A 22,541-nucleotide genomic window follows, 5' to 3' on the forward strand; every position below is an offset into this window, starting at 1 on the left:
CGCGTGGGGACGCGACCTGTCGGTCTCGGCGGGCGCGTGACCGGAAGACGGACGGTCTCCGGCTTCCGGTCACGCCTTCCGGGCCTCAGCACACGATGAAGATGCTCTTCCAGCCGACGGGTGTCCGCTGCTCCGCGTTGCGGTCGGACGCCAGCTCGAAGTGCGCCACCCCCTGCGCGTCGGGCTGGTTGTACATCCGGCCGCTCTGGCCGTCGCCGTACCACTTGTACGATCCGTGGAAGGGGATGTTGGACGGGCCGCACCGGTCGATGACCACCGACCGGCCGGTGAAGCCCGGCCCCTCGTAGGCCACGTACTGCGAGGCGTAGGCGGCACTGCTCATGATCGCGATCATGGCGGCGGAGATGACGGGGACGAGGGCGATTCGCTTCACGACGATCCTCTCGATGATCTCGGTTCTCTACTTGGAGTCATCAAGATATTACTCTGAGTGAGTAAAGTGTGCCGCGAATGGCCTGGATCGCTCACGGAAAGTATCGCCGGGGCGATGAGTTCGAGCAGATGGGCGAGCCGGTGCGCCGCCCTCCCGGCCCCCACGTCACCCTGCCGGTCGTCTCCCGGTGACGGGCCCTGCGCTCACCTGCCGCACCCGTGCCCGCGCACCCCCTCGACGCCGATCGTCACGAGGGGCCGGGGCCGAACGGGTCCGGAGCCGCTCGCGGTCCCGTCGCGGCCGAGACGGATCGGCCGTCGGCGTCCGCGGTCACCGTCACGCGCGTTCCCCCGTCGTGACGCGCATGGCGACCGGCCGGAGGGTGAGGCCGTCGGTCCAGGTCACCGACTCGGGCGAGCCGGTCAGGCGGAGGCCGGGCCGCAGGGTGACCAGGGCCCTGATCGCCTCGGTGAGCTCGACCCTCGCGAGGCTCGCGGCCAGGCAGCGGTGCGGGCCGTACCCGAACGCCACGTGCGGGTTGGGGGGATGGCCGGTGAAGCGGTGGATGTCGAAGCGGCCGGGCTCGGGGAAGGCCCGCGGATCGTGGTTGGCCGCGTTCAGTTCCGGCATGACGACCGTCCCCGCGCGAAGACAGCCGCTGGGCAGGTCGGTGTCCTTCGTGATCCGGCGCATGAAGGCGCTGGCGGGAGGTCCGTCGAAGCGCAGGATCTCCTCGACGGCGGTGGCCGTCAGGCCCGGGTCCGCGACCAGCTCGGCCCACTGGCCGGGATGCAGGAGCAGCCGGAAGACACCACGGGCGATCATCGAGGCCGTCGTCTCGTGCCCGGCGGTGATGAGGGAGAACACGGTGTTGACCAGCTCGCCCTCCGACAGCCGGTCGCCCTCGTCCCTGGCCTGGACGAGCAGGTCGATGAGGTCCCCGCCGGGCTCCGCGCGATGCTGGGCGACCAGCTCGGCGGCGTAGGACATGAAGTCGGTGTAGCCCTCGTAACGCGCCCGCTCGTCGGCCGTGGAGGTGGTCAGGAACATGTCCGTCCACCGGACGAACCGCTCGTAGTGGTCCATCGGCACGCCGAGCATCTCGCAGATGACCCGGCCCGGCAGCTGCAGCGCGTACCCCTCGACCAGGTCGAAGTCGTCGCCCAGGCCGTCGAGGAGCTCCTGGGCGATCTCCGCGACGCGGGGGCGCCACGGTTCGATCTGGCGCGGGGTGAAGGTGCCGTGCATGATCCGGCGGTAGCGGGTGTGCTCCGGCGGATCCTGGTTGATCAGCGCGTCCGGGTCGTCGTCGATGCCGATGCCGCTCACCAGCCGCGGCAACCCCGGCAGGCGCAGGTTGCGGCTGGAGGTGGGCGAGGCCAGCAGGGCGCGGACGTCCTCGTACCTGACGGCCAGCGGGACGCGGTCGCCGCTGGGCATGGTCGCCGGCTCCAGCGGCCCTGACTCGTGCCTGCGGGCGAACTCCGGCGGCGGCGTGGCGAGCGGTCCCGGCACGATGTCCGGCCAGGCCCCGTCCGAATCCAGCTCGGTGCTCATGGTGACCCCTTCCGATCCGGCGCGCCCGGGAGACGGCCCACGCGGAACGTACGAAATGCCGTGCCGCCCGTCAACAGGCGAACCGGCCCCGCTCGGGGCCGCCGTCACCACCCGCCGGCCGGCGGCACGCTCAGGGGGTCTCCACGACCCTGATGATCGTCTTACCGGGGGTGCGCCGGCCGGGCGCGAACGCGGAGGGCGCCTCGGCGAGCGTCCGCACGGCCCCGACGATCGGGCGGAGCCGCCCGTCCCGGACCCGCCGGACCAGGTCGGCGAGCCGGGCACGGTCGGGCTCGACGACGAAGAAGATCGCCTGCCCGTCCCGGGGCCGTACCGTGGGCGGCGAGGCGACGGTGACGAGCGTGCCCCCGGCGCGCACCAGCGCGGCCGAACGGTCCAGGACGTCGCCGCCGATCACGTCGAGCACCACGTCGACCTGACCGGCGTCCTCAAGGGGATCGGCCCGCAGGTCCAGGAAGGCGTCCGCGCCGAGACCGAGTGCCGTGTCCCTGTCGCCGGCCCTGCCGGTGCCGATCACCCGGGCTCCCGCCTCGCGCGCCAGTTGCACCGCGACGGAACCGACGCCGCCCGCGGCGCCGTGGACCAGGACGGTCTGCCCGGCGGCGAGGCGGCCGTGTTCGAACAGGCCCTGCCAGGCGGTGAGCCCCGAGATCGGCAGCGCGGCGGCCACGGTGTGGTCGACGTCGGCCGGCAGCGGCGCGAGGTTGCGGGCCTCCACCGCCGCGTACTCGGCCAGCGAGCCGTTGCGGGTCCAGTCGGTCAGCCCGAACACCCGCTGGCCGACGGTGAGGCCGGTGGTCCCGTATCCCAGCTCGGCGACGACACCCGACAGCTCATGGCCGGGCACGCTGGGCGTCCGGTCCCGGCCCGCGCGATCGGACCACGTCCCCGGCCAGTCGAGCTCTCCGGGGGTGAACCCCGCGGCGTGCACCCGGACGACGACGTCGTTCTCGGCGGCATGCGGGTACGGCTCCTCCGTCAGGGCAAGCCCGTCCAGACCGGCGGCGCGGTCTCGGACGGTGACGGCTCGCATGACGGGTCCTCGCTGTCGGCGGAGATGTCCAACAGGACGAACGTACAGGGGGACGGCCGGGATCACGGAGAGCGCGCCCTGCCGGCAGGGCGCGCTCTCCGTGATCCCGGCCGTCCCCGCCTGCGTGGACGCGGCGTGCGGGCGGTTCGTGCCGCAAAAAACGGATCAGGCGGTGTGCGGTTCGATCGGGACCTTCTCCGCTCCTGAACAGGTCACCGCCACGGGCGGTGGATGACCTTCTTCGTGGAACGGCCGGGATAGACGACGATCAGGTGCTCCTCGACGGGCGCCTCGGGGTCGTCCTCGTCCCATTCGAACGCGCGGGCGTAGACGCGCATCCGGTAGCGGCCGGGGCCGTCGACGGCCAGGTTGGGCAGCGGCCCGATCGCCCCGCTGTCGCCGCCCTCAGGGTACGGCGGTACGACCATGCGGCCGCTGCGGCTGAGGAGGCCCACCTCGACCACCTTGTCCCAGCCCTTGAGCCGGAGCGGCGGGGCGGCGCCGAACGCCTTGACCGTGAGGCACATCGCCTCGTTCTCGCCGTAGGTGTTGATGGCGGCGCTGCTGCCGGCGGCGTCGACGAACCCGTCGTCGATGGCCCTGAAGATGTCCCCGGCCGGGCCCGCGACGCTGTCCCGGTCGTCGAAGACGTAGTAGCCGCCTCCCTCGAAGAGCGAGTACGCGGCCGTGCCCTGCCGCCCGGCCCGTAGCCTGGGCCAGGGGTCGGCGCACCGGGCGTTCGCCTCCGCTTTCCACGCGGCCAGTTCCCGCTCCTGCTCGGCCTGCCTGCGCGCCTGTTCCCGCACCTGGTCCGCCCGTTGCCCGGCGATGACGCCGGGGCACAGGAACTCCAGGGTGTCGCCGAGCTCGTCCGTGGTCGCCGACCCGCCCGCTCGCCGGAGCAGCGCCTGCCGCTCCTCGGCGCCGGACACCGCGCACAGTTCCTCTCCGAGGGCCAGGACGCGCTGCTCCGGCAGGTTCCCTGGGAAGATCGCCACCCCTGCGTGGGGGGCGTCCCTGGCGAGGCAGAGGAACGACCGCCGCCGGTCCTGCGGCCGGGTGTCGGCGTAGGGCCGGATCCGCTCGCGGCACCCCTCGTCCAGGCCGGTGAAACCGAACCGGGCGCCCTCCTCGGCGCCGACCACGACGAGCGGCAGCGCGAGCGCGACGGCGACGAGCAGCCGCGGCTCGCGGCCGGTGGCGGACCGGGGGGTGGTTTCGGCGGCGGTCGTGTCCGCGGGCCTGGCGAGCTCGTGCGCGGTACGCGCCAGCCACACCGTGGTGAACACGCCGAGCGCGTTCACCGCGAGCACCGAGCCGTCGAACAGCGGCCAGTCGCTCTGGAAGACGAAGCCGAGCACGGGGAAGGCCAGCGAGGAGGCGAGGGCGATCCTGCCGACGCCGATCGTGGCGCCGCTCCATCGACCGTCGCGGCGCTGCCCGATGAGGGTCATCACCGTCCAGCCGAGGCTCGCCAGGCTCAGCAGGTCGATCACCCGGAGGCTGAGGTCGTCGAGGAGGAAGAGCAGGGACGGGGTCAGCGTGCCGATCAGGCCGAGCGCGAGGGTGATCGCCCGGAACCGGGCCGAGACCCCGGAGACGACCCGCGCCAGCAGGATCAGCGTGGCGGTCCACAGGGCCAGGCGCGCGACGTACTCCACGATGCCGGACAGCGCTTCGACGAGTTCCCAGAGCACGAGGTCGCCGGCGATGCCCGCGTAGAGCAGGCGCCGGAGCCAGATCACGTCGCGCGGCGACCCCTCGGCGCGCGGCAGCATGGGACCGCGCAGCACCTGCCACAGCGCCCACGCGTTGAGCCCGCAGATCCCGGCGAGCAGGGGGACCACCCAGGCCCCCCGCATGAGGCGTGCCCAGGTCGTGGCCGTCGCGGCCACCGACAGCGCCGACACCTCGCCGGACACGACGGCGAACACCCCGGCGACGGCCACGACGGCCAGGTAGAGCGCGACGACGACCGCGGCCGGGCGCCCGAAGCGGTATCGGCCGACGGCGGCCCGGATTCGAGTGACGATGCGGATGATCTTAGCGACGTATCCGGGATGACCGTCATGTCACACTGTCCGGCTACGCGCCCAGCCGCCGTCGCGGGGCCGTCCGGAGCGCGCCGCTCACCTGAGCGGGTCGTGTCCCCAGTTCATGAGGGAGTATCGCCACCGAGTCTCTTCGACGTCCCCGGACGGGCGTTGCCTCAGGTGGCGGTGGACGTAGCCGGTCACCTTGCGCATGTGGGCGTAGTCGTCCTCTCCCAGGTCGCCCTTCCGCTTCCGCAGGATCTCGACGATGCGGCGGCCGGACCGGTGACCTGTCGACTCCTCACCGCCCGGCTTGTCTCCCACGCTCTTCGACTCCTCCGTCTCCAGCCACTGTTCCAGCTCCGCGGCCGTCATGTTGACCGCCTGGTCGAAGTCCACGGAGATCCGCTCGCCGTCCTCAGTCACGGCGGGTCTTTCCTGTGCAGTGCCGACGGCTTGTGCACGGCGGTCCTGCCGCTCTTGTCGCTGCGTACGAGGTACTGCGGATCGTCGGCCGAGGCGTCCACGACGCGCCCCGCCTCCTCGGTCCGTTTCGTGATCTTCTTCTCGACCTTGCCCGAGGTCGACGAGCCGTGGCTCTCCCACGTGACCTCGTCGCCCACATCAAGTTCGTCCCGCTTGTGCTTCTTGGTCATGGCCTCTTCGTACCCCGTACCCCTCCGAAGCTCATCGCGCCCGACCTGAACTGGTGCTTCACTGGATCGGATCGCCCCCAACGATCGATGAGGGCACGGTGGCCGGGGGCCTGTCTTTGGCCGGCGGTTACCAGCCGATTGCCGCCTCGGCCCGGTGCCGGCTTTCGACGGGACGCGGCCGTATACGTGCCGTGATCAGGAGGGAAGGACGCCGGTACCTGTTCTGCCGTAGTTCGGAGAAGGGGTGGGAGGCTGAACGCGATGGTCTGTAAAATCGAACCGCGCCGGGATCGCCGGAGGCTTCATCGGTTGAAAAGGAATGAGGCCGCCGTACCGGTTTGGCTCGTTGGTGTAAGTATTGGGAGTGGATGGGGCGGCATGGTTGAACCGCCTTTCTGTAATTCCGCCTCCGGAAACTACGCTGCTGCCCCCTTCGCGCAGGTCGGCTCGTCAAAGCCGTCTTCGTCCTTCAGGCCCGCGAAGCGGGATGGAATACGTTCAACTCATCCGTCGGCCACCGGGTAGCGGCTGAAGATCTCGGCTCGCTGCGTCGCCGACGGCCGGTGGAAGTAGAGCAGTTCGCCGGGGGTGTCCACGCACTGGACCAGGCCGGCCAGCTCGGCGCCGCGGGTCTCGTCGATGACGAGAAGATCGCTCGTCGCACCGCGGGCCACCAGCTCCGCCTTCGCGGCGTCGACCGTGTCCTCCTCGACCACCACGAGCCGGTAGGTGACGGGCACCGGCAGCCGGCCGTCGAGGGCCCGCGCGGCGAACTCGAAGCAGCGCATCGCCTCCACCCAGCCGATCCGCCGGTCGGCGGGGTTCATGGCCAGCCCGACGATCGACTGGATCGCCACTTCGGGCGCTTGATGCTTGGCCATCATGTAGGCGAGATTGCGGACCCAGTCGCTGTACATTCCGGCGTCTATCCCCCGGCGCCGCTGGTGGTAGGCCACGGCCGAGACGTTGAAGGCGAAGGCCAGTCCCGCCTGCCGCAGCCGATACCCCAGGTCGGTGTCCTCAAGTCCCCAGCCGAGAAACGCCTCGTCGAAACCACCGAGCCGGCGCAGGTGCTCGACGCGCACCGAGGCGTTGCAGGTGAACAGGAGATGCCAGCAGATGGCGAGCCGGTTCATGTTGCCCGAGAATTCGGCCAGCACCTTCTCGCGCGGATCACCCCAGGCGACGGCGGGCATGGCGTCAAAGGTGAATTCGCGGCTGAGGCGCTCCTTGTCGAAGTCTCCGTCTCCGAGGTCCGGGCGGGGGCCGATCACGACGAGGTCATTCCTGAGCCGGTGGTAACGGACGTGTTCGGCGAGATAGGTCGGCCCGACCACCGTGTCGGCGTCGACCATGACGACGAGCTCCCCGGTGGCCTTGGCGATGGCCGCGTTACGGGCGGCCGCCCGGCTCGACCGATCGGTGCGCGGAAGGTAGAGGTAGGTCAGATTGTCGCGGCCCGCCAGCTCGGCGACCATCTCGCCGGTGCCGTCGGTGGAGCCGTCGTCGGCGACGACGAGCTCGAAGGAGTCTTCCGGATCGAGCACGCTGTGCGCGAGGGTGTACAGCAACAGGCGCAACTTGCTCCGCACGTTGAAGGCTGGAATGACGACGCTGACCTTCACGGAACCTCCTGTGAATGGGCGACAAAGGATGACCGGCACGGTCACGTCGAACGCCTTCGCGACCAGAATTATCAACCGTCCGCAAGTCCATTGCAACGATTGTGAGAGCGGTTCCACGTGTGCTAAAATCGGCCGCCCGGCCGGCGACAATATGTCAGGCAAAGCTCATTGTCGACACAATCGCGTCGCAGACGGTTCACGAACGGTACCGCCGGGTGGCCCGCCTCGTAGGAAGTGACCTGCACTTCATTTCCGCCTGTGAATTGAGCTGTTCCTGTCGTGTCAAGCTCTTGAAGAGAAACCGGTTCGCGCCTCTCGCCGGGTGCCGGAACGCAGGCGGCTGAATGTGGTGGACCTGTGAATTGTTGAAACAGTTGTGAGGGTACGACCAGGGCGCTGAACATCCCGATCGAAACGCCTGGTGCGGCTTGAGTTTCCGTGTTCCACGGAAACGGCGCAAGGGCGACCACTGCTCCGGGTGCGATCAGCCATGAAAGCCTCGTGCTCCTTGGGGCCGCCGGTGCAAGGAGGGCCCATATGCGCAGAGTGTCGACGCGAGCCCAACCAGGCGCTGGAAAAGGTGACGTGGACAGGTTCGGCGCGAGGTTCCGTCGAGTGGGACGGTGAGGCACCGGCCCGACCTGTCGATCTATCGGGGTGCGCCGGTCCGGGACCAGGCCTGTTGAACGGTCCTGTAGTCGATCACGACGATCCCCTCCCGCCGGAGGAGTTCGCGGGCCTCCGGCGATGTCAGGAACTCGTAGTCGGTCCGGCGCACGCGCCAGCCGCCGTCGATCGCCCGCGACTCCTCGTTGCCCAGGCCGGGATGCACCGCCCACTCACTCAGACCGACCGGCAGGTCGCGCAGCAGCTCGGCGTATCGTGCCGCCTTGCCGTCGATGTCGAGACCGAAACTGTCCAGGAAGTCGTTGTCGGTGACCGGCAAGCCCTGTCGACGCGACTTCCGGCGTCCAGGTTCGAGCCAGACCCGCACCGCCAGGCCGTACTCCTCGGCCAACGCCACGGTGAGGTCGAAGATGTCCTCGCGTCCGCCGTCGGCCAGACAGTGCCAGTCCAGATGGGTCGGCGCCAGCCCGGTGTCGACCACGGCGTCGATCTGTGCGCGGAACTCGAGTTCCACCTCGTCCAGGCGAGCCCGGGCGAGAAGCTCGGGAACCCCGGCGGGCGTGAACAGTCCACCCCTCTCGTCGAGCAGTGAGGGCACCTTCTCCTTCGCGACCAGCGGCCCCCACCGGTAGTGGGTCGTATCGCAGACCAGCGTGAGGTGGATCCCGAACGGGATCTCCGGCCGCCGGCGGAGCAGGTGCATGGCGTGCAGCGCCCACGGGCACGGCACCATCAGGCTGCACGAGCTGGCGATCCCCTCCTCGATCGAGTCGACGACCGCGGTGTTGATCGCGTGGTACATCCCGAAGTCGTCGTTGTTCACGATGAGCACCCGGGCATCGGGAGGGAAGCCCAGCAGCTCACTCGAGAGAACCGGAGGAGTGGCGGCCGAGGTCTCGAAGGCGTGGTCGTTCATAGTCGCAGCGTGGAGGCGGGTGAAAGGCACGTCCAGTCAATTGTTCCGAACGGCCCCGACAGAGAATCACGCGTGGGGGAACCGCGCTTCCCGGGCGGGCTCCGATGACGAACCACCCGCCGAACCGTCCCGGCTCTGGGCGCGGTGCGCCCGCACCGCCGCCACTGGCGGTTTCCCGCCGTCGCGCGGGAGAAGTCAGCGGCCCGGACCTTCTGGCTTACGGTAAAACCGGCGGATCGTGCCGGGTGGCGGGTGTTAGCCTGACCGTATGAACGCGTCCGCACGCCAGGTGATGATGCCCCGCTCACGGGGCCGCTGACGCCGCACGGACGTTCGTTTCCGAGGCCCTGTCACGGGGCCTCGACGCGTTTCACCGGCCGGAGCCCCCTTCTCCAGGAGGTTCCGATGACCACGACGCACACCTACGTCACCACCACCATCCCGTACGTCAACGCCCGTCCCCACCTGGGGTTCGCGCTGGAGCTCGTGCAGGCCGACGTGCTCGCCAGGTTCCGCCGGGCGCAGGGCGACCGGGTGCGCTTCCAGACCGGCACCGACGACAACTCGCTGAAGAACGTGCTGGCCGCGGAGGCCGCGGGGGTTGCCGTCCAGGAGTTCGTCGACCGCAACGCCGAGGCGTTCGTCGCGCTGCGCGAGCCGCTGGCGCTCGCGGTCGACGACGTCGTCCGCACCAGCCGTGACCCCCGCCACCGGGCCGGGGTGGAGCGGCTCTGGCGGGCCTGCGCCGACGCCGGTGACCTCTACCGCAAGCACTACGAGGGGCTTTACTGCGTCGGCTGTGAGCAGTTCTACACCCCGGCCGAGCTCACCGGCGGACGCTGCCCGGAACACGGCGTCGAGCCCCAGCGGATCGCCGAGGAGAACTGGTTCTTCCGCCTCTCGCGCTACGCGGACCGGCTCCACGACCTCGTTTCCAGCGGGCGTTTGAGGATCGAGCCCGCCGAACGCCGCAACGAGGTCCTCGGCTTCGTCGCCGGTGGCCTGGAGGACATCTCGGTCTCCCGGTCGACCGCCCGTGCCCGGGGGTGGGGGATTCCCGTTCCGGGCGACCCGGGCCAGGTCGTCTACGTGTGGTGGGACGCGCTCGGCAACTACGTCACGGCCCTGGACTACGGCACCGAAGGTGAGAGCTACAAACGTTGGTGGACCGGTGCCGACCGTCGCGTTCATCTGGTCGGCAAGGGGGTGTTGCGCTTCCACGCCGTCTACTGGCCGGCGATGCTGCTGTCGGCCGGGCAGCCGCTGCCCACGGACATCGTGGTGCACGACTACCTCACCGCCGATGGCCGCAAGATCAGCAAGTCCGGCGGGGCCACGGCCGACCCGGTCGCCCTGGCCGGGGAGTACGGCACCGACGCCGTCCGCTGGTGGCTGCTGCGCGAGGTGCCCCGCGTCGGGGACGCCGACTTCACGGTCGACCGGCTCGTCGCCCGCGCCAACGACGAGCTCGCCAACGGGCTGGGCAACCTCGTCAACCGGGTCGTCGCCATGGTCCACCGTTACCGCGACGGGCACGTTCCCCTGGCAGGAGCAGGAGCAGGAGCAGAAGCGGAGACCGGCGCGCCGGACGGGGAAGCTCTCCGGACGGCCTGCCTGCGGGCCCCCGATCTCGTCCGTTCGGCCCTGGACGACTTCGAGTTCCGCCGGGCCACCGCGCCGGTCTGGGCCGTCGTCGACGAGGCCAACCGCTACGTCGACCACGTCCGGCCCTGGGAACTGGCCCGGGCCGAACGCGACGGCGACCCCGGCGCCGCGGCCCGGCTCGACGCCGTCCTCGCCGAGCTCGTCCGGGCGTGCGTGACGCTGGGCGACCAGCTGGCGCCCTTCCTGCCCGGCACGGCCGCCCGGATCACCGCGCAGTGCACGGCCGGGGACGGCGGGCTTCCCGAACCGCGCCCGGTCTTCCGGCGGATCACCGCTCCGGGGACGGGGTCCGTGCCCTGATTCCCACCGTGTACGACGGCGGGGGCTCGCGCGTCGGCTCTCACCGTGTACGAGGGCCGGGAGCCGTACGGTCAGGACCCCTACGGTCAGGAGCCGTGCGGTCGGGACCCGTGCCGCGACGTGACGGCCGGGTCCCGCGTTCCGGCCCTCACCGCGACACGACGGCGGCGGGCGGGATGGGTGTGTCGCGGTGGTCGCGGATCACGCGAAGGACGGGCGGGTCGCCGTTGGCGCGGATCACGGGTGGGCGAGGGCGAGGACGAAGTCGCCGGTCGGGTCGACGTACTGGCGGATCATCCCGAAACCGGCCGCGACGAGTTCCCGCCGCAGCCCTTCCGGGCGGAACTTGGCGCTGATCTCGGTCCGCGTCTCCTCCCCGTCCGCGAAGGAGACCCGCAGGCCGAGGTCGCCGATCCGCACGCCCATGGCGCGGCTCGCGCGCAGCCGCATCTCGATCCACTCGTTCCGGGCGTCGTACAGCGCGACGTGCTCGAAGGCGTCCGGCTCGAAGTCGGCGTCCAGCTCCCTGTTGATGACGTGCAGGACGTTCCGGTTGAAGGCGGCGGTCACCCCGCTCACGTCGTCGTAGGCCGCGATCAGCCGGCCGGTGTCCTTGACCAGGTCCGCGCCGAGCAGGAAGGTGTCGCCGGGGCGGAGCGTGGCGCGCAGTTCCTTCAGGAACACCTCGCGCGCCGCCGGGGTGAGGTTGCCGACGGTCCCGCCGAGGAAGGCCACCATCCGCCGTCCCGTACGGGGCAGCAGGCTCAGGTGCGCCTCGAAGTCGGCGCAGATCGCGCGTACGGTCAGGCCCCGGTAGCGGGAGGCGAGCCGGTGCGCGGCCTCGCCCAGGGTGGCCGCGTCGACGTCCACCGGCGTGTAGGCGCGCAGCCTCCCCGTCGCGGAGAGGGCGTCCAGCAGCAGGACGGTCTTCTCGCTGGTCCCGGAGCCGAGCTCGACCAGGGTGTCCGCGCCGCTGCGCACGGCGATGTCGAGGGCCTCCCTGCGCAGGATGGCGAGCTCGCGGCGGGTGGGATAGTACTCGGGCAGCCGGGTGATGCGGGAGAACAGCTCGCTGCCCGCCTCGTCGTAGAACCACTTGGGCGGTAGCCATTTCGGCGTCGACGTCAGCCCGGCGCGGACGTCGTGTTCGAGTGCCTGGCGAAGATGGTCGCGGCCGAGATGGTTGACCAGGCGGATGGCTGACTGGCTGACGGACACGGGGCCTCCTGGGTGTGTGGGCCACGGTCCCGCTCGCCGGTCCGTGGCCGGGTGCTGTGCTTTCCTGTGGGCTTTCCTGTGGTCTCGCTCCGCCCGGTCACAGGGGCTGGACGCGCACCCCGTCGGGTGAGGCGAGGACCAGGGTGTGATCCGGTACGGCCTGCCAGCCGGGCAGGTCGTCCAGCGGCTCGCTCGCCACGAACACGCCGTCGAGCGGGTGGCCGTCGAGGCGGACGAAGAGCGTGTCGCCCCAGGCGGTCGCGGCGACCGACGTGCCGTCGCAGGCGAGCAGGTTCAGGCGGGCGCGGGGATCCTTCAGCCCGGCGCGGGTGACGATCTCCGCGACGGCCTCGCCGAGCGAATCGCCCGCCCGGCGCCGGAGGAACACCGCGGCGGCGAGCCACGCGGAGTCGCAGGAGCTCTCCGCGTCGTCGGCGAGCCCTCTGACCGCCTCCCGTGCGACGCGGCCGTTGTGGCTGAGCAGCCACGACCCGTCGGTGAAGGGCGCGGTCGCGGTCTCCTCGACCGGCATCCCGGCGCTGGCCGACCGTACGGCGGCCAGCATGCAGCCGGAGCGGGCGATTCGCGCGAGGCCCGCCAGGTTGGCGTCCGTCCAGGCGGGGATCGTCCGGCGGTAGCGGACCGGCTCCGCGCGGGCGGCGTCGTACCAGCCCATGCCGAAGCCGTCGGCGTTGATCGTGCCGTGACGCTGCAGGCGCGGGGTGTAGGACTGCCTGAGCAGGCCGTGGACCGGTTCGTGGATCAGCGAGGCGAGGGTGCGGGGAACACCCAGCCAGGACGCGTGGCGGCACATCTACCCTCGCTCCGCCGGGCGTCCCGAGGAGCGCTCCGCCGGGCGTTCCGTGGAGTGTTTTGCGGAAACCGGGGACTGCTCGGGGGAGGCCGAGCGGGCGCACCGGAAGCCGGAGAAGATCTGCCTGCGGGCCGGACGGTCCCAGTTCCTGAACGTGGTGCGGACCACGGCCGGGTCGGACGCCCAGGACCCGCCGCGCAGCACCCGGTACTGCGAGCCGAAGAACACCTCGCTGTACTCGCGGTAGGGGAAACTGTGGAAGCCGGGGTGGGGCAGGAACCACGAACCGGTCCACTCCCACACGTCCCCGATCATCTGCTCGGCGCCGCAGGGGCTCGCTCCCGCGGGGAAGGCGCCGAGCGGCGCGGGCCGTGCCGCCCGGTGCCCGAGGTTCGCCGTGCCGGGCCCGGGGGTGTCGTCGCCCCACGGATACGTACGCGACCGCCCGGCCTCGGCGTCCCAGCCGCAGGCCTTCTCCCACTCGGCCTCGGTGGGCAGCCGCCTCCCCGCCCACCGGGCGTAGGCGTCGGCCTCGTACCAGCACACGTGCTGCACGGGTTCGTCCATGGGGACGGGCTCGGTCCTGCCGAAACGGGTGCGCCACCAGGTGTCGCCGTCCCTGGTCCAGAACAGCGGGGCGAAGGCGCGGGTCCGCCGCAGCCAGCGCAGGCCGTCCGGAGCCCACCAGCGGGGGTCGTCGTAGCCGCCGTCCTCGATGAAGTCCGCGTACGCGCGGTTGCCGACGGGCAGCCTGTCGATCCAGTAACCGGGCAGGTCGAGCCGGTGGGCGGGGCGCTCGTTGTCGTAGGCCCACGGATGGGTGTCGGTCCCCATCATGAAGGGGCCCGCGGGGACGAACACCTCGTCGGCGCCCGGTGCCCGCCCGGACCCGCCGGGCGGCAGGTCGCCGTCGCGGACCAGGCCCGGCCGCCCAGAGAGCTGCAGGGTGGCGAGCATCGTCTCGTCGTGCTGGTGCTCGTGCTGGATCACCAGGCCGAAGACGAAGCCTTGCCGCCGCAGGGGGTCGGGATCGTGCAGGTCGACCGTGTCCAGGACGTCCAGCACCCGGCCGCGCACGCCCTCGATGTAGCGACGCGCCTCCACCGGGCCCAGGATGGGCAGGGACGGGCGGTCCGCGCGCGGGTGCTTGAACGCGTCGTACAACTCGTCGATCTCCGGGCGGAGCGGGGTGATCCCGCCGACCTGCCGCAGCACCCACAGTTCCTCGTAGTTGCCCACGTGGGCGAGATCCCACACCAGCGGCGACATCAGCGGCGAGTGCTGCGTGACCAGCAGGTCGTCCTCGGCGTCGGTGTAGGCGGTGGAGCGGTCCCGTGCGGCGGTCAGCTCGGCGGCGATCCGTTCCTTGAAGTCGCTCATCAGATACCTCCAGCGTGGAGACCCCGGGTCCTTCCGGCCCGAGCTCTCGATCCGGTCCCCGGCCGGTCCGGGCCGGTTCCGATCCGGTCTGGGTCTGGTCTGGGTCTGGGGCCGGCTCACGGTTCCGGTGCGGTTCCGGCCCGGAAACGGTCCGGTCCCGGTCCTGGTCCGGTCCGGCTCCGGTCCTGGTTCCGGTTCCGGTCCCGGGCCGGTCCGGGAAGGACTCAGATCCGTCCTTCCTCGGCCAGCCAGTCCGGCAGGCGCCCTCCCGGTCCTCTCGCCAGATCCAGCAGGTCGGCGGCCGGGGCGCGGCCGGGTGTCACGTGCCGGTCGGCGAACGCGGCGACCTCGCAGACCAGGGACGGGGGCGCCCCCAGCCGGGGCAGCGCCGAGAGGGCGGCACGGAAGCAGGCGCCGGCGGCCCTGCGCAGCAGGGGATCCGACAGGCCGTGGCGTGCCGCCGACGACCACATCTCCGCGCACGGTCCGGCCGCGGCCAGCGCCGCGTCGGCCGCGCGGTCGTCCATCACCAGGGCGTGGGTCACCGCCGCGCACACCGGCCAGCTCGCCGGGTGCTGGGCGTCGAGGTAGCGGATCTCCAGCCAGCCGCGCGGCCGTACGGGCGGGAAGAGCGTCGTGGCGTGGTAGTTCAGGTCCGCCAGGGTCGGCGGGTGCCCGGACGAGGCCAATCGGTCGCGAAAGGTCGAGCCGTCGAGGACCGGGTGGTACGGCTCCGCGCCGTTCCCGTTCCCGCCGTTCCCGGTGGTGTCGCGCACGGCCATGAGACGGGCGTCGAGCAGGTACTCGGCCCACGCGGCGCCGGGGTCGGCGCTCGCCGGGACGGAGGCCGTCCGGGTGCGGTCGAGCCGCTCCCACACCGCCTGGCGCCCCGACATCCACCCGCACGGCCGGCCCTCGCTGAGCGGAGAGTTCGCGAAGGCCGCCACGAGGACGGGTCCCAGCAGGTGGGCGCGTTCCCACCGCACCGCGGGCCGGTCGCCCAAATCCAGGTTGACCTGGATCGACGCCGTGGAGCACATCATCAGCGACCCGTACGGCGTGCCGAGGAACCGCGCCATCACCTCGTACCTGGGCAGGCGCAGCTGCCGTCTGGCCGGGCGCAGCGGGTCGAGACCCACCCCGCCCAGCGCCAGGCCGGCGTCCCGCAGCGCCAGGCGCACGGCGTTCACGTCGGCGGTGAGGAGGGCGATCGCGACCGGCAGCGAGCCGGGTGGCCCGGAGAGCTCCAACTGGCCTCCCGGCTCGAAGGTCACCAGGCTCCCGCCGGGCAGCGGGGGCAGGGCGTCGGCGATCCTGGCCATCGGGACCTGCAGGGCGGGGGCCGTGCGGTCGAAGACCAGGAACTCCAGTTCGATCCCCACCTGGTCGCCGGGAGAGCCGAGGAAGCAGCGTCGCGCGAAAATCTCCACATCCGAGGCGTTCCGGATCAGTGTGTCCTCGGTCGCCAGACCGGTCATCCCCATCCCCTTTCGCCTGACATATGCAGATATGTATGGATTTACAGAGCCGTGAGGCGCCCAGGCGTTACAAGGGGGCGGGTCATTCCAGGGGCAAGGTGGTGAAAAGCGGTCGGCCGGGCCGGGACGGTGCTCCGGGAGGCGGGGTCTCCACCGGCTCAGGTGGTCCGCCTGGCGCGGAAGGCGGCCAGCAGCCGGTCGCGCGTCCTCTTCGGCAGGCTTCCCGGCCGCGACGGGCCCGGGGTGACCCCCGGAGCGCCGGGAGCGTCGGTGGCGCTGGGAGCGTCAGTGCTGCCGGTACTGTCGGCGGCGTCGTGGTGCGGGCCGTCGGCTTCGGTCGTGCCGGTCGTGCCGGGGGTGTCGGTCGTGCTGTGGAGCCGGTCAGGGGCTTCGGTGGTCCGGAGGCGGCCGAGGGCCTCGACGGTGACGCGGAACTGGTCGAGATAGCGCTCGCAGCCCTCGCAGCCGTCCAGGTGCTCCTCGAACCGGCGCCGGGTGGGCTCGTCGAGGTCGCCCTCCAGGAAGGCGGTGACGAGTTCCACCGCCTCCTCGCAGCTGAACCGCTTCACAACCGTGACCACCTCCCATCCCGGTAACCGGATCCGTGACCGCACCTGTCGCGCCGCCCGCGCTACGCCGGCCGTCTCGCCGTCTCGAAGTAATCCTCCAGCCGCCCGCGCACCGCCGTGCGGGCGCGGTGCAGCAGGACGCGCTGGTTGGCGGCGGAGATCTCCAGGATCTCGCAGACCTCCTCGGAGGTGCATCCCTCGACGTCGCGGAGCGTGATCACGGTGCGCTGCCTGACCGGCAGCTCGGCGAGGGCTGCGGCGATCCGGCCGCGCACCTCGGCGGCGAGCACCTCGCTCTCCGGGGTCGGCCAGGCGGCGGGAAAATCCTTCCAGTGCCCCGGGCAGGGATCGCCCGCCCCCTGGAAACACGAGCGGTCGACGGTCTGCCGCTCCTGCTCGAAGGCGCTGCTCCAGGGCACCGTGCGGTTCTCGCGCACGCCTCGCTTCCTGGCCGTGTTGACCAGGATCCGGTAGACCCAGGTCTTCACCGACGAGCGGCCCTCGAAGCCCTCGATGCCCCGGATCACCGCGAGCCAGGTGTCCTGCACGACCTCCTCCGCCGAGTCGTTGGTGGACACGTGCGCGCGGGCCAGCCACAGCATCCCCCGCGACCAGGTGTCCAGCAGCGCCGTGAACATCGCCTCGTCCCCGGCGCGCAGGGCCGCGACGACGACGTCGTCCGAGGGCAACGTGCCGTCTGCGAAGGACTTCACGGTCGCCTCCTCCCGGTGGGGCGTCTGGAGAGCTCCATGGCCCGACGCGCGCGGTCGACACGTGGCGCTCGCGGCTCGTCGTGGCGACGCGGCGCTCCGTTCGGCGTCCCGGCCGTCGTGGCACCCTCCCGGCCGAGAATGCCGCCGGGAGAAATGGTGGCTCTGGGAGGAAATTCCCGTTCTGACCTGCTTCGACACCTTTTCGTACGTGGCCCGGGTGGCGCCGGTCAGCCGGTCCCGAAGGGGTGGCCGCCGGGGAGGAGCGCCAGTACGTCCTCCAGGCCGGGCGGCTCCGGCCAGCCCGCGGGTCCTCCGGCGCCGGAGGGCCCGGAACCGGGCGTCCGAGAGCCGTCCGGACCGGAACCGGGGAGGCCGGAACGGGGATGGCCGGAACCGGGGTGATCGGAACCGGAGAGGCCGGAACCGGAGAGGCCGAGGACCGCGCAGGCCAGCCAGCGCTCGCCCGGCTCGTGCTCTCCGCGCAGCGTGGGGATGACCGTACGCGGGACGACGACGTTCGTCCCCGGCAGGGGACGGACCAGCTCCCCGGTCCTCCCCGCTCCGGGGGGCCCGCCGAGGTCCTCGATCACGCACAGCCCGGCGGGGGAGTCGAGGCGGGCGTGTCCCCGCCCCTCGGCGACGCGGTGCGCGACCGGGTCGCGGTCGACCGCGAACGCGCCCTCGGCAGACAGCAGCCTCCGCCCCGACCGTACGCGGTGCACCCGCACGTGCCACGGGGAGCGCGGGAGCAGCCAGGTGTCGATCTCCACGTCCGGCCACGGCGCCCACCGGGCGTGCAGCAGGCCGTCGCGCGCCGAGAAGTCCCCCGGCTCCTCACAGGGCCGCCAGTGCGTCCCGTCGTCGCTCAGGGCCAGGGTGCTGTCGAGGGCGCCCTGCTCCAGCCCCCACGAACCGGCGGGCACGCTGAACCCGAAGGACGTCGAGTAGGCGAACTTGGCGTACTTCGCCGGGCCGTGCCGCACCCACGTGTTGTGCTGCCCCGCGCTCAGCATGACGACCTGCCTGCCCTCCTCGCACCGCATCAGCGCGACACCGGCCTCGGGCTGCACGCTGGTCTCGGGGAGCTCCCGCGCGGGCTCCTCGCCCGCGGCCCAGAAGGGGTGGCCGTCGGTGAGCGCGAGCGGCAGGAACGCCTTCATCGCCCAGTACGGGGAGCCGGGGGCGTTGTACTGCTCGGCGAGGGCGGGCTGGGCGTAGCCGTACCCCAGGGTCAGCAGGCCCGAGGCGTCGCGGAGCGGACGCCGCAGCCACCAGCGCAGGTGCCGCATGAGGTGGCCCCGCACCTCACCCCACGGCAGGGCCTCGACCCCCGCGAAGCCCAGGGCACCCCAGAAGGCCCCCTGCGCGAAGCGGTAGGTCAGGCTCCGGCCGAAGGGCACGGCGGCCCCGTCCGAGGTGAACCAGTGCTGGAAGTCGAGCGCGAACGCCGCCGCCCGCCCGCGCAGGCGCTCCGCCCGGCCGGGGTCGCGGTCGCCGGCCAGGGCGGCGTAGACCAGGCCGTAGAAATGCATCGCGAAGGGGACGTAGTAGTCGCGCTGCGCGGTGGGGCCGTCGCCGTACCAGCCGCCGCCCAGGGCGAAGGACTCCAGGCGCTCCAGCCGGGCGTGGTTGGGCCCGGGGTCGAAGCGCACCCCGACCCGGTCCAGCCCGAGCCCCACCAGCACGGGGAAGAACCGCCAGTTGTTGTCGGCGGTCTCGCGGGTCATCGCGTGGAGCAGCCAGGCGGCGAGGTTGTCCCGTTCCGCGCCGCTCAGCGGGTCCCACACGGCCTCGGGGGCGAGGGCGAGCGCCAGGCCGATCGCGGCGGTCTCCACCAGCCGCTGGTCGACGTCGGTCGCCGCCCCCCAGAACTCCTCGTGCCCGGGGTCGGTCCCGGCGGCGAGACCGCGCCGCCACAGCTCCCAGTGCCCGAAGGACCCCCCTCCGGCCGCCAGCGGGGCCAGCCCCCACAGCGGGCGGGCGAACGCCTCCAGCTCGGCGGCCTCGTCGCCGTAGAGGGCCGCGTTCGTCCCGAGCCGCAGGCGCGCCCGTCCGGGACTGAAGCGGGGGAGCAGCGGCTCGGCCAGCTCGGTCACGAGCCGGCGCATGTCCTCGCGGCCGAGCATCGTCCCGCCCGCACCCGACGGGTCCTCGCGGTCGAGCGCCGCCCCGCCCGCCGCCGGAGGACCCTCGCGGTCGAGCGTCGTCCGGCTCGCGGCCGGTGGATCCTCGTGGTCGAGCACCGTCCCGCCCGTCCCCGGTGGATCCTCGTGGTCGAGCATCGCCCTGCCCGTACCCGGCGGGTCCTCGCGGTCGCACGGCGCCTCGCCCGCGCCCGGCGGGGAGATCAACTCTTGAGCCCGGTGAACGCGATCCCCTGCATGATGCGGCGCTGGAAGATCAGCAGCACCACGATGACCGGGATGACCGCGAGGGCCGCGCCCGCCATGATGTAGTACGCCCGCCCGGACTCGCTGCTGGCCAGCTGCTGCAGGGCCAGCGGCAGCGTGTAGAGCTCGGGGTCGTTGAGCACCACCAGCGGCCAGACCAGGTCGTTCCAGTGGAAGATGAAGCTGGTGATCGTCACGACCGCCAGCACCGGCTTCGACAGCGGGATGATGATGCGCCAGAAGATCTGCATCCGCCCCGCGCCGTCGATGCGCGCCGCCTCCTCCAGCTCGGAGGGCAGCGACATGAAGAACTGGCGCAGCAGGAAGATGTCCAGCACCGAGGCCACGTTGGGCAGGATCAGACCCCATCCGGAGTCGAACATGCCGAGCGCCTGGGTGACGTGGATGCGCGGCACCAGCAGCGTGATCGTGGGGACCATCATGCCCGCGAGCAGGACGACGAACAGCTTGTCCCGGCCGGGGAAGGGGATCCTGGCGAAGGCGTAGGCGGCCAGCGCGTCCACGAGGAGCTTGGCCGGGACCAGGATCAGGCAGACCCAGACGCTGTTGACGAACGCCTGGCCCAGCCCGCTGACCTGCAGGACGTGCTCGTAGTTCTCCAGCGTGGGGGAGAACTCGCCGGTCTTGCGGTCGAGCGGCAGCAGGCTGGGCACCTTGGTGTAGACGTCCGAGCCGTGCTTGAACGAGGTCGCCAGCATCCACAGGAACGGGACGACCGACACCAGGGCCAGCAGCACCAGCGCGATGTAGATGGGCGCGAGCCGTACTCTCCTCGCGGCCTTCACGACGCCTCCTGCTTGACGAACTTGAACTGCAGCGCAGTAATGATCATGATGAAGACGAACAGGATGAACGACATCGCGCAGGCCGCGCCCATCGCGTCGTAGCGGAACGCGAACAGGTACAGGTGCAGGACGTAGGTCAGGCCCGACTGCTCGGGGCCACCGGTGACGCTTCTGCCGCCGCCGCCCGAGAAGATCACGTACACCAGGCCGAAGACCTGGAGCGCCGCGATCACGCCGGTGACCAGCAGGTAGAAGGTGGTGGGCCGCAGCATCGGCACGACGATCTTCCGGAACCGCTGGAAGGGGCCCGCGCCGTCGATGATCGCGGCCTCGCGGATCGAGTCGGGGATGCCCTTCAGCCCGGCGAGATAGATGATCATCGAGATGCCGCACTGCCAGGCGGCGATGAACGACAGCGCGGGGATGACCAGGTCCGGGGTGTTGAGCCAGTTCTGCGGCGGGATGCCGACCAGCCCGATCATGGTGTTGACCAGGCCGTACTGCGGGTCGTAGAGCCACCGCCAGATGGCGCCCACGGCCGCCTCGGCCGTCACGACCGGCAGGAACAGCAGCAGCCGGAACAGGTTGGAGCCCCGGCGGATCGCGTTGATCAGCAGCGCCTGGACGAGCGCGGTGCCCAGCGTGAGCGGTACGGCGATCAGCGTGTACTGCAGGGTGACCTGGACCGACTTCCAGAAGTGCGGATACTTCACGTCGTCGAACAGCAGGTCGGTGTAGTTGGCCAGGCCCACCCAGTTCGGCGCCGTCCGCAGGTTCCAGTCGGTGAAGCTGTAGTAGAGGGCGGCCAGGGCGGGGTAGAGCAGGAAGATGACGAAGTAGATCACCGCGGGGGCGATCAGCAGCCACCCGATGACGTGGTCGCGTCGCCCGAACCCCGGGCGACGGCGTCGCCGCCCGGGAGGAGGCGTCACGGCGGGCTTGTCAGCCAGCACCGGAGATGCCACGTTTGCCTCGCTTTCGCGTTAGCCGTTCCACTTGAGCAGCGCGCGCGTCTTGTCCGCGGCCTCGGTCAGCGCCTGCTGGGAGGTGACCTTGCCGCTCAGCGCCGCCTCGATGGCGGGTGCGATGATCTCGTCGTTGATCTGGATCCACTCCGGCAGCGCCGGCCTGGCCTGGGCGACCTTGAGCTGCTCCAGGAACGCCGCCTGGTCGGGCCCGAACGTGGCCGCGTCCCGCTCGGCGGCCTCGATGTTGGTCGGGAAGCCGCCCAGCGCCTGCGCCAGGGTGGTGTTGTTCTGGGCGTTCGTCAGGAAGGTCAGCCACTTCCACGCCAGCTCGGCGTTCTTGCCCTTGCTGAAGACCACCGCGTTCTCGCCGCCGATGTTGCCGGAGGGCTCGGTCTTGTACGGCAGCGGGGCGGTGCTGAACTCCAGGTCGGGGAAGTCCGCCTTGATGGTGGCCACGTCCCACGGGCCGGAGATCATCATTCCGGCGAGGCCGTTCTCGAAGGGCTTGTCCGAGTCGGTGATCTGCCGGGGCGACGAGGGCAGCAGGTCGACCCAGAGCTGGAGCGCGTCGACTCCGGGCTGCTGGTCGAACAGGATCTTCTTGCTCTTCTCGTCCACCAGGGAGCCTCCGGCGGCGCCGAGGAAGCCCGGCCACATCCAGCCGCCGTAGCCGTCACCCTTCGGCACCACCATGCCCGCGATCTTCGGGTCGGCCTGGTGGATCTTCGCGGCCGTCGCCTTGAGCTCGTCCCAGGTCTTGGGGGGCGTCGGCACCAGCTTCTTGTTGTAGAAGAGCGCGACCGCGGTGTGGTCGAGCGGCAGCCCGTAGAGCTTGTCGTTCACCTTGTTGGTGTTGAGGGCGCCCTCGTAGAAGATCTTCTCGTCGACCGTGCCGGCGGGCACCTCCTTGATGGTGCCGTCCAGCGCGTACCTGGCGACCAGCGGCTGGTCCAGGATGCCGACGTCGGGGACGGTCCCGGCGGCCACGGCGCTGCCCAGCTTGGTGTTGTAGTCGTCCTTGGGGATCTTGACGATCTTGACGGTGACGTTGTTGGCCTTCTCGAAGTCGGTGCGCAGCTTCTCGACGACCTCCCCCGCCTGCGGGGTGCGGTCCTGGAACATCCAGTAGGTCAGTGTCGTGGCCTCTGAGGCCGTCCCGTTGCCGCCGCCGCAGGCGACGAGCCCGGCGAGCAGTGCCATACCGGCCGCAGCCCCTGTGACTCTCCTGATCATTTCTTCCTCCTGATGGGGGGTGCAACGGACGATAATGTAAGATGTGAAAAAAGTTCAGTCCCCTTAAGAAACGCTTTGGTAACACGGAGGAAAGACGGACGTCGGTCACCCGTGGGGCAGGGGCCGCCCGGAGGCCCGGGGAGCC

The 22,541-nt window shown here is 71.2% G+C and carries 19 protein-coding genes and 1 pseudogene; 2 read left to right on the forward strand and 18 right to left on the reverse strand.

The window, feature by feature from the left end; genetic code table 11:
- Nucleotides 1-85: 85 nt before the first annotated feature.
- The 6 genes from ACFFRH_RS13565 to ACFFRH_RS13590 form a co-directional block, all read right to left on the reverse strand.
- On the reverse strand, nucleotides 86-394 hold the full coding sequence (locus ACFFRH_RS13565; protein WP_344746778.1) for a MiAMP1 family antimicrobial peptide: 309 nt from the start codon (nucleotides 392-394) through the stop codon (nucleotides 86-88).
- A 336-nt stretch (nucleotides 395-730) separates the two neighbouring features.
- Nucleotides 731-1,951, reverse strand: coding sequence for a cytochrome P450 (locus ACFFRH_RS13570; protein ID WP_344746779.1), 1,221 nt, complete (start codon nucleotides 1,949-1,951; stop codon nucleotides 731-733).
- A gap of 130 nt (nucleotides 1,952-2,081) precedes the next feature.
- Complete coding sequence (locus tag ACFFRH_RS13575) at nucleotides 2,082-3,005, reverse strand: NADP-dependent oxidoreductase (RefSeq protein WP_344746780.1); 924 nt, start codon at nucleotides 3,003-3,005, stop codon at nucleotides 2,082-2,084.
- A gap of 212 nt (nucleotides 3,006-3,217) precedes the next feature.
- Entirely contained in the window at nucleotides 3,218-4,954 is a 1,737-nt protein-coding gene (locus ACFFRH_RS13580; RefSeq protein ID WP_386156648.1) for a hypothetical protein, read from the reverse strand.
- A 180-nt stretch (nucleotides 4,955-5,134) separates the two neighbouring features.
- On the reverse strand, nucleotides 5,135-5,464 hold the full coding sequence (locus tag ACFFRH_RS13585) for a DUF3140 domain-containing protein (protein WP_344746782.1): 330 nt from the start codon (nucleotides 5,462-5,464) through the stop codon (nucleotides 5,135-5,137).
- Nucleotides 5,461-5,694 (reverse strand): hypervirulence associated TUDOR domain-containing protein, encoded by a 234-nt coding sequence (locus ACFFRH_RS13590; protein WP_344746783.1) that lies wholly within the window; start codon nucleotides 5,692-5,694, stop codon nucleotides 5,461-5,463. Before ACFFRH_RS13590 ends, ACFFRH_RS13585 begins: the two co-directional genes overlap by 4 nt.
- 407 nt (nucleotides 5,695-6,101) lie before the next feature.
- Here ACFFRH_RS13590 and ACFFRH_RS13595 point away from each other — a divergent pair.
- Nucleotides 6,102-6,179, forward strand: a pseudogene (locus tag ACFFRH_RS13595) (IS5/IS1182 family transposase); the annotation flags it as partial.
- 18 nt (nucleotides 6,180-6,197) lie between these two features.
- Here the strand turns inward: ACFFRH_RS13595 and ACFFRH_RS13600 are convergent.
- A complete protein-coding gene (locus tag ACFFRH_RS13600) occupies nucleotides 6,198-7,319 on the reverse strand; it encodes a glycosyltransferase family 2 protein (RefSeq protein WP_386156653.1) in 1,122 nt (373 codons plus the stop codon).
- Nucleotides 7,320-7,968: 649 nt separating this feature from the next.
- A complete protein-coding gene (locus tag ACFFRH_RS13605; protein WP_344746785.1) occupies nucleotides 7,969-8,862 on the reverse strand; it encodes a polysaccharide deacetylase family protein in 894 nt (297 codons plus the stop codon).
- 405 nt (nucleotides 8,863-9,267) lie between these two features.
- Between ACFFRH_RS13605 and ACFFRH_RS13610 the strand changes: the two genes are divergently transcribed.
- Nucleotides 9,268-10,827, forward strand: coding sequence for a methionine--tRNA ligase (locus tag ACFFRH_RS13610; protein WP_344746786.1), 1,560 nt, complete (start codon nucleotides 9,268-9,270; stop codon nucleotides 10,825-10,827).
- Between the two features lie 237 nt (nucleotides 10,828-11,064).
- On the opposite strand, the gene egtD is transcribed toward ACFFRH_RS13610, so the two are convergent.
- From egtD to ACFFRH_RS13660, 10 genes are all read right to left on the reverse strand, one after another.
- The gene (gene egtD, locus ACFFRH_RS13615; protein WP_344746788.1) at nucleotides 11,065-12,045 is read right to left on the reverse strand and encodes an L-histidine N(alpha)-methyltransferase; all 981 of its coding nucleotides are present in this window, start codon (nucleotides 12,043-12,045) and stop codon (nucleotides 11,065-11,067) included.
- 97 nt (nucleotides 12,046-12,142) lie between these two features.
- Nucleotides 12,143-12,859, reverse strand: a complete 717-nt coding sequence (egtC, locus tag ACFFRH_RS13620; protein ID WP_344746789.1) for an ergothioneine biosynthesis protein EgtC — start codon at nucleotides 12,857-12,859, stop codon at nucleotides 12,143-12,145.
- Nucleotides 12,860-14,239 carry an ergothioneine biosynthesis protein EgtB gene (gene egtB / locus ACFFRH_RS13625; protein ID WP_386156657.1) on the reverse strand — a complete coding sequence of 460 codons (1,380 nt, stop codon included), beginning with the start codon at nucleotides 14,237-14,239 and terminating at the stop codon, nucleotides 12,860-12,862.
- Between the two features lie 224 nt (nucleotides 14,240-14,463).
- Entirely contained in the window at nucleotides 14,464-15,717 is a 1,254-nt protein-coding gene (gene egtA / locus ACFFRH_RS13630) for an ergothioneine biosynthesis glutamate--cysteine ligase EgtA (protein ID WP_386156660.1), read from the reverse strand.
- 158 nt (nucleotides 15,718-15,875) lie between these two features.
- Nucleotides 15,876-16,298 (reverse strand): zf-HC2 domain-containing protein, encoded by a 423-nt coding sequence (locus ACFFRH_RS13635; protein ID WP_386156663.1) that lies wholly within the window; start codon nucleotides 16,296-16,298, stop codon nucleotides 15,876-15,878.
- A 50-nt stretch (nucleotides 16,299-16,348) separates the two neighbouring features.
- Nucleotides 16,349-16,999 (reverse strand): RNA polymerase sigma factor, encoded by a 651-nt coding sequence (locus ACFFRH_RS13640; protein ID WP_386156666.1) that lies wholly within the window; start codon nucleotides 16,997-16,999, stop codon nucleotides 16,349-16,351.
- Between the two features lie 227 nt (nucleotides 17,000-17,226).
- Nucleotides 17,227-19,350 (reverse strand): DUF2264 domain-containing protein, encoded by a 2,124-nt coding sequence (locus ACFFRH_RS13645; RefSeq protein WP_386156669.1) that lies wholly within the window; start codon nucleotides 19,348-19,350, stop codon nucleotides 17,227-17,229.
- Nucleotides 19,347-20,195: a carbohydrate ABC transporter permease gene (locus ACFFRH_RS13650; protein WP_386156672.1), complete on the reverse strand. Its 849-nt coding sequence runs from the start codon at nucleotides 20,193-20,195 to the stop codon at nucleotides 19,347-19,349. The genes ACFFRH_RS13645 and ACFFRH_RS13650 overlap by 4 nt, the downstream gene beginning before the upstream one ends.
- A complete protein-coding gene (locus ACFFRH_RS13655) occupies nucleotides 20,192-21,148 on the reverse strand; it encodes a carbohydrate ABC transporter permease (RefSeq protein WP_386156675.1) in 957 nt (318 codons plus the stop codon). Before ACFFRH_RS13655 ends, ACFFRH_RS13650 begins: the two co-directional genes overlap by 4 nt.
- A gap of 30 nt (nucleotides 21,149-21,178) precedes the next feature.
- The gene (locus ACFFRH_RS13660) at nucleotides 21,179-22,396 is read right to left on the reverse strand and encodes an ABC transporter substrate-binding protein (protein ID WP_386156677.1); all 1,218 of its coding nucleotides are present in this window, start codon (nucleotides 22,394-22,396) and stop codon (nucleotides 21,179-21,181) included.
- Between the last annotated feature and the right edge of the window lie 145 nt (nucleotides 22,397-22,541).

This window comes from Streptosporangium vulgare, from assembly GCF_042428775.1.
In the GTDB taxonomy this organism is placed as follows: Bacteria; Actinomycetota; Actinomycetes; order Streptosporangiales; family Streptosporangiaceae; genus Streptosporangium; species Streptosporangium vulgare.

Coding starts and splice junctions, on each gene's coding strand:
- egtC (WP_344746789.1), bottom strand. CDS start 12,859: ATGTGCCGCCACGCGTCCTGGCTGGGTGTTCCCCGCACCCTCGCCTCG.
- egtB (WP_386156657.1), bottom strand. CDS start 14,239: ATGAGCGACTTCAAGGAACGGATCGCCGCCGAGCTGACCGCCGCACGG.
- ACFFRH_RS13660 (WP_386156677.1), bottom strand. CDS start 22,396: ATGATCAGGAGAGTCACAGGGGCTGCGGCCGGTATGGCACTGCTCGCC.
- ACFFRH_RS13605 (WP_344746785.1), bottom strand. CDS start 8,862: ATGAACGACCACGCCTTCGAGACCTCGGCCGCCACTCCTCCGGTTCTC.
- ACFFRH_RS13570 (WP_344746779.1), bottom strand. CDS start 1,951: ATGAGCACCGAGCTGGATTCGGACGGGGCCTGGCCGGACATCGTGCCG.
- ACFFRH_RS13575 (WP_344746780.1), bottom strand. CDS start 3,005: ATGCGAGCCGTCACCGTCCGAGACCGCGCCGCCGGTCTGGACGGGCTT.
- ACFFRH_RS13610 (WP_344746786.1), top strand. CDS start 9,268: ATGACCACGACGCACACCTACGTCACCACCACCATCCCGTACGTCAAC.
- egtA (WP_386156660.1), bottom strand. CDS start 15,717: ATGACCGGTCTGGCGACCGAGGACACACTGATCCGGAACGCCTCGGAT.
- ACFFRH_RS13590 (WP_344746783.1), bottom strand. CDS start 5,694: ATGACCAAGAAGCACAAGCGGGACGAACTTGATGTGGGCGACGAGGTC.